This window comes from Micromonospora sp. AMSO1212t (assembly GCF_008868145.1).
GTDB classification, from domain to species: Bacteria; Actinomycetota; Actinomycetes; order Mycobacteriales; family Micromonosporaceae; genus Micromonospora; species Micromonospora tulbaghiae.
Map to the genome: position 1 here is coordinate 1 of NZ_WBKS01000216.1, position 5,251 is coordinate 5,251.

Here is a 5,251-nt window from a genome sequence, read left to right on the forward strand (position 1 = left end):
GCGGCCGCACCGCAGCCGGTCCCGGCCGGCCGGGACCGGCTGCGGTGCGGCCGCGTCGACGGCCCGGGGAGCGGGCGCCGGGACACCGGCGGGAAGGGCCTGCCGCTCGGCCGCACGGTCGGCCTCCGGCCGCGCGGTGGCCGAGGCACCGGCGACGGGGTACGCCGAGACGGCCGCCGCCGGGGCCGGGGCGGCAGCGGCGACACCCGACGGCAGCGTGGCGGCGCCGAACGAACAGGCGACGACCACGGCGAGACTGGCGAGCATCCGGGCGGTCCAGCGCGCCACCCACCACACGGGGCAGGTGAGCGCGATCGGAAGCACGGGTACAAATTACCGCCGATCCCCCACGAACGCACCGCCGCACGGCGTGTCGCGATCGACCGGCCGACGGGTGCGCGTGTCAGTCCGGGCGACGCCGCCCGGCGTACTCGATGCCCTCGCCCGGACCGGCGACGGACGTCGCGCCGCCGTCGGCGGCCGGGGTGGCGGCGTCGTCGGCGGCCCCGCGCGGAGCCGGCACCGCCGGCGCGGGGGCCGGCACGCGCGACGCCGCGCGGGCCCGGCGGGACGGGCCGAGCAGGCGCATCATCGGCACCTCCACCCAGCGGTGCAGCGCGGCGGCCAGCGCGAGCGTGACCACCAGGAAGCCGAGCACCGCGAGCGGGCCGCGCCAGCCGGGCAGCCCGGTCCCCCAGTGCCCGGTCAGCCGCAACACGGTGACCATGACCAGCACGTGGACCAGGTAGAAGGCGAACGAGACCTCACCGAGCCAGACCATCGCGCGGGACCGCCAGGGGGTGGGCCGGCCGCGCACGTCGGCGTCCGCCGCGGCGGCGATGACCAGCAGGTACGCGACCGCGAGCAGCGCCGCCCAGAACTCGGCCGGGATCCACAGCGCGGCGACGACCCAGGTGGTGACGAAGACGCCGGTGGCGACGGTGAGGTTCGGGCCGCGCCAGCGGTGCCGGCGCATCAGTTCGGCGGCGGCCACGCCCATCCAGAACTCCAGCGACCGGGTCACCGGGAAGATCTGGGTGAACCACCACCGCTGTTCCTCCGGCACGAACTGCTGGCCGGGCCACAGCGCCAGGATGAGCAGCGGCGCCGCGACCAGCACGGTCCGCAGCACGCCGGTACGGGCCCGGCGCAGCCACGGCACCACGAGCGGCAGGCACAGGTAGAAGGCCAGCTCGCAGGAGAGCGACCAGCTCACGTTGTTGACGCTGTAGAAGTAGCCGCCCAGCGGGATCCACGCCTGGACCAGGAAGAAGTTGGCGATCGCGGCCCACGGCACGATCGGGTCGGCGAACCAGGCGGCGATCGCCACCGCCGCGACGAACGTCACCACGTGGTTCGGGTAGATCTTGGCGAACCGGCGGCGCAGGAACGTCCACGCGCGTTCCCCGTCCCGGTACGACCAGACCAGCACGAACCCGCTGAGGATGAAGAAGAACTCGACGCCGGACAGGCCCAGGCTGAACGCCTTGTCGATCAAGGGCTTCAGGTGCGGCTCGGCGACGATCCCCATGGTCCCGGCGTGGAAGCCGAAGACGAGCAGCGCGGCGACCCACCGCAATCCGGTCAGCGACGGCAGTCGTGGGGCACGGGTGACGGTCGGCGCGCTGGTCATTCCGGGCACCCTACCCCCGGGGAACCGGGACGTTCCCGGCGAGCCGACGTCCGCCGGGTCTCCCAGGAGCGGCGGATAGGATTCCGTTCCTGCACGCGCGGGCACCCCACCACGGCTCCCGCCCGCACGCCGTGCCGTACGGAAGGTGAGCGAAACCGGATGCACCAGCGGATCCTGCTCCGCGCCCGCAAGGGCCCGTTCGACGTCCTCACGCCCGAGGAGACGTTCGCCGGCAACTGGATCGGGGACAACAGCGGCAACCTGGTCTTCAGCCACGCCGCGCACAAGCTGCTCGCCACCTCCACGGCCGAGATCACACCGACCCGCACCCCGGCCGACCCGCGTCTCGCCGACGAGATCAACGAGCGGCACGACGTCTTCGTCGTACCCCTGGCCAACGCGTTCCGGCGCAGCTTCATTCACCGCCTGACCCCGCTGACCCGGCTGATCGAACGGCTGAAGATCCCGGTGGTGGTGCTCGGCGTCGGCGTGCAGACGAACGTCGACGGCGACCGCGAGTACCTGCGGCCGATCGACGAGCCGGTCCGCGCGTTCTGCAAGGCCGTGCTGGACCGGTCGCACAGCATCGGCGTACGCGGCGAGGTGACCGAGAGCTACCTCAACGCGCTGGGCTTCTCCGCCGTGGAGCAGATCGGCTGCCCGTCGATGTTCCTGCACGGCGACACGTTCCAGCTGGAGAAGACCCGCCCGGAGCTGACCGCCGACTCGAAGGTCGCGCTCACCATCTCCCCGTACGTCCGCTCGATGGCCTCGGTGGTCCGCCACCACCAGGAGCGCTACCCGAACCTCTGCTACGTGCCGCAGGACCTGCGGACGCTCGGCACCCTGCTCTACGGCGACGCGCCCGAGCACCGGGGCCAGAGCAGCGACATCCCGCTGCACACCTCGCACCCGCTGTTCGCCGAGGACAAGGTGCGCATGTTCGTCGACCCGTGGACCTGGATGTCGCACCTGTCCGGGTACGACTTCGCGTTCGGCACCCGCATCCACGGCACCATCACGGCGCTCGTCGCCGGCACGCCCGGCTACCTGTTCGCCCACGACTCGCGCACGCTGGAACTGGCCCGCTACTTCGGCATCCCGCACCGGATCATGCGGGACGTGCCGGCCGACGTCGACGCCGCCGACCTCTACGCGGAGGCCGACTACACCGCGCTCAACGACGGCCACAAGGCCCGCTTCGAGACCATCACGGCGTTCCTGGCCAAGCACGACCTCGGCACCTCGTTCGCCGACGGCGACAGCGCGGCCCGCTTCGACCGCCAGGTGAGCGAGACGGTCTTCCCGCCGGCCGTCCGGCCCGCCGCCGCCACCACGCCGGCCGAACTGCTGACCCGCATCGAGCGGCTGCGCGACGAGAACGCCAAGCTCACCGGGACCATCGACGCGCTGCGCTCGCAGCAGCTCCGCGAGCGGATCAAGCAGGCCGTCCCGGGCAAGGTCCGCCGGATGCTGCGACGCTGACCGTCGTACGCCTGTTCGAGAGCGCGGTACGATCGGCTGCGTGTCCGACGCGTACCAGCCCTCGATGCTCGACCTGGCCGAGCAGGGCCCGACCCTGGGCCCGCTCGCCGGTCGACTGCGCCGGCACGAGCTGAGCCGGGGCGCCTGGGTCGACCACCTGCCCGGCTGGGTACGCGGCTCCGACGAGGTGCTCGACACGCTGCGCCACGACGTGCCCTGGCGGGCCGAGCGCCGCACCATGTACGACGCCGAGGTCGACGTGCCCCGGCTGCTCTGCTGGTACGCCGCCGGCCGGCCGCTGCCGCACCCGGTGCTCAGCGCGGCCCGGGACGCGCTCACCCGGCACTACGCGTCCGAGCTGGGCGAGCCGTTCGTCACCGCCGGCATGTGCCTCTACCGCGACGGACGCGACAGCGTGGCCTGGCACGGCGACACCCTGGGCCGCTCCGCGCACACCGACACGATGGTCGCGATCGTCTCGTTCGGCTCCCCCCGCGCGCTGCTGCTGCGCCCCCGCGGCGGAGGCGGCGGCAGCCTTCGGTTCCCGCTCGGCCACGGCGACCTCGTGGTCATGGGCGGCTCCTGCCAGCGCACCTGGGAGCACGCCGTGCCGAAGACCACCCGCCCGGTCGGCCCCCGGGTCAGCGTCCAGTTCCGTCCCACCGGCGTCGCCTGAGCCCGGGCCGGGCCCACATCCGGGCAGGGCACGTGCTAGAAACAACCCCCAGGGTCGATCACGCCCCCGTCACCCGATGACGCGAAGGGCGGCCATGACCCAGTCCCCCACCTCCTCCCGCTGGTCCCCGTGGACCGTGCACGGCGACGGCCGCCAGGTACGCCCCGGCGACGTGGTCCAGCCGGACGAACGGCTCTCCTGGCCGCGCACCGTCGGCGTGGGCGTGCAGCACGTGGTCGCCATGTTCGGCGCCACCTTCACCGTCCCGCTGATCACCGGGTTCCCGCCCGCCACGACGCTGTTGTTCTCCGGGCTCGGCACGCTGCTGTTCCTGCTGATCACCGGCAACCGGCTGCCCTCGTACCTCGGCTCGTCGTTCGCGTTCATCGCGCCGGTGCTGGCCGCGAAGACCGACGGCGGCATCGGCGCGGCCCTCGGCGGCATCGTCGTCGCGGGTGTCGCGCTCGCGATCGTCGGCGTGGTGGTGCAGGTGGCCGGTTCCCGCTGGATCGACGCGCTGATGCCGCCGGTGGTCACCGGCGCGATCGTCATGCTGATCGGCCTCAACCTCGCGCCGGTGGCCTGGGACGGCGACGGCTCCGGCACCGGCGTGAAGGCCCAGCCGCTGATCGCCGTGGTCACGCTCGTCGCGATCCTGCTCACCACTGTGCTCTTCCGCGGCTTCGTGGCGCGTCTGTCGATCCTCATCGGCGTGGTGGTCGGCTGGGTGCTCGCCGCGCTGACCGGCAACCTCGACCAGCAGGCGGTCAGCGGCCTGCGCCAGGCGGCCTGGGTCGGCTTCCCCGAGTTCCACACGCCGAGCTTCGACGCGCGCGCCGTCGTGCTGGTCATCCCGGTGATCCTGGTGCTGATCGCGGAGAACGCCGGGCACGTCAAGGCGGTCGCCGCGATGACCGGCCGCAACCTGGACCGCGACATGGGCCGGGCGCTGCTCGGCGACGGCGTCGCCACAGTGCTGGCCGGCTCCGGCGGCGGTTCCGGCACCACCACGTACGCGGAGAACATCGGCGTGATGGCGGCGACCCGCGTCTACTCCACCGCCGCGTACTGGGTGGCCGGCGGCACGGCGATCCTGCTCGGGCTCTGCCCGAAGTTCGGCGCGCTGATCCTGACCGTCCCGGCCGGCGTGCTCGGTGGCGCCACGACCGCCCTGTACGGCCTGATCGCCATCCTGGGCGCCCGGATCTGGATCGAGAGCCGGGTCGACTTCCACGACCCGATCAACCTGTTCACCGCCGCGGTAGCGGTGATCATCGGCGCCGCCAACTACACGCTGACCGCGGGCGACCTGTCGTTCAACGGCATCGCCCTGGGCACGGCGGCGGCCCTGGTGATCTACCACGGCATGCGCCTGATCGCCCGCCTACGCGGCACGACCCCCGAGTCCCGCCAGTCCCCCACCCCCGAACCTCTCCCTTATACACACCTCCCAGCCC

The 5,251-nt window shown here is 73.0% G+C and carries 5 protein-coding genes; 3 read left to right on the forward strand and 2 right to left on the reverse strand.

Going from position 1 to position 5,251, the window contains the following annotated elements; translation table 11 throughout:
• Positions 1-324: hypothetical protein (locus F8279_RS29050; RefSeq protein WP_151501642.1), on the reverse strand; the 324-nt coding region annotated here is incomplete at its 3' end.
• 79 nt (positions 325-403) lie between these two features.
• Positions 404-1,633: an acyltransferase gene (locus F8279_RS29055; RefSeq protein ID WP_091423583.1), complete on the reverse strand. Its 1,230-nt coding sequence runs from the start codon at positions 1,631-1,633 to the stop codon at positions 404-406.
• A 159-nt stretch (positions 1,634-1,792) separates the two neighbouring features.
• Between F8279_RS29055 and F8279_RS29060 the strand changes: the two genes are divergently transcribed.
• From F8279_RS29060 to F8279_RS29070, 3 genes are all read left to right on the forward strand, one after another.
• Complete coding sequence (locus tag F8279_RS29060) at positions 1,793-3,118, forward strand: polysaccharide pyruvyl transferase family protein (RefSeq protein WP_091423581.1); 1,326 nt, start codon at positions 1,793-1,795, stop codon at positions 3,116-3,118.
• Between the two features lie 40 nt (positions 3,119-3,158).
• The gene (locus F8279_RS29065) at positions 3,159-3,794 is read left to right on the forward strand and encodes an alpha-ketoglutarate-dependent dioxygenase AlkB (protein WP_091423578.1); all 636 of its coding nucleotides are present in this window, start codon (positions 3,159-3,161) and stop codon (positions 3,792-3,794) included.
• Positions 3,795-3,888: 94 nt separating this feature from the next.
• Positions 3,889-5,251: uracil-xanthine permease family protein (locus F8279_RS29070; RefSeq protein WP_151501643.1), on the forward strand; the 1,363-nt coding region annotated here is incomplete at its 3' end.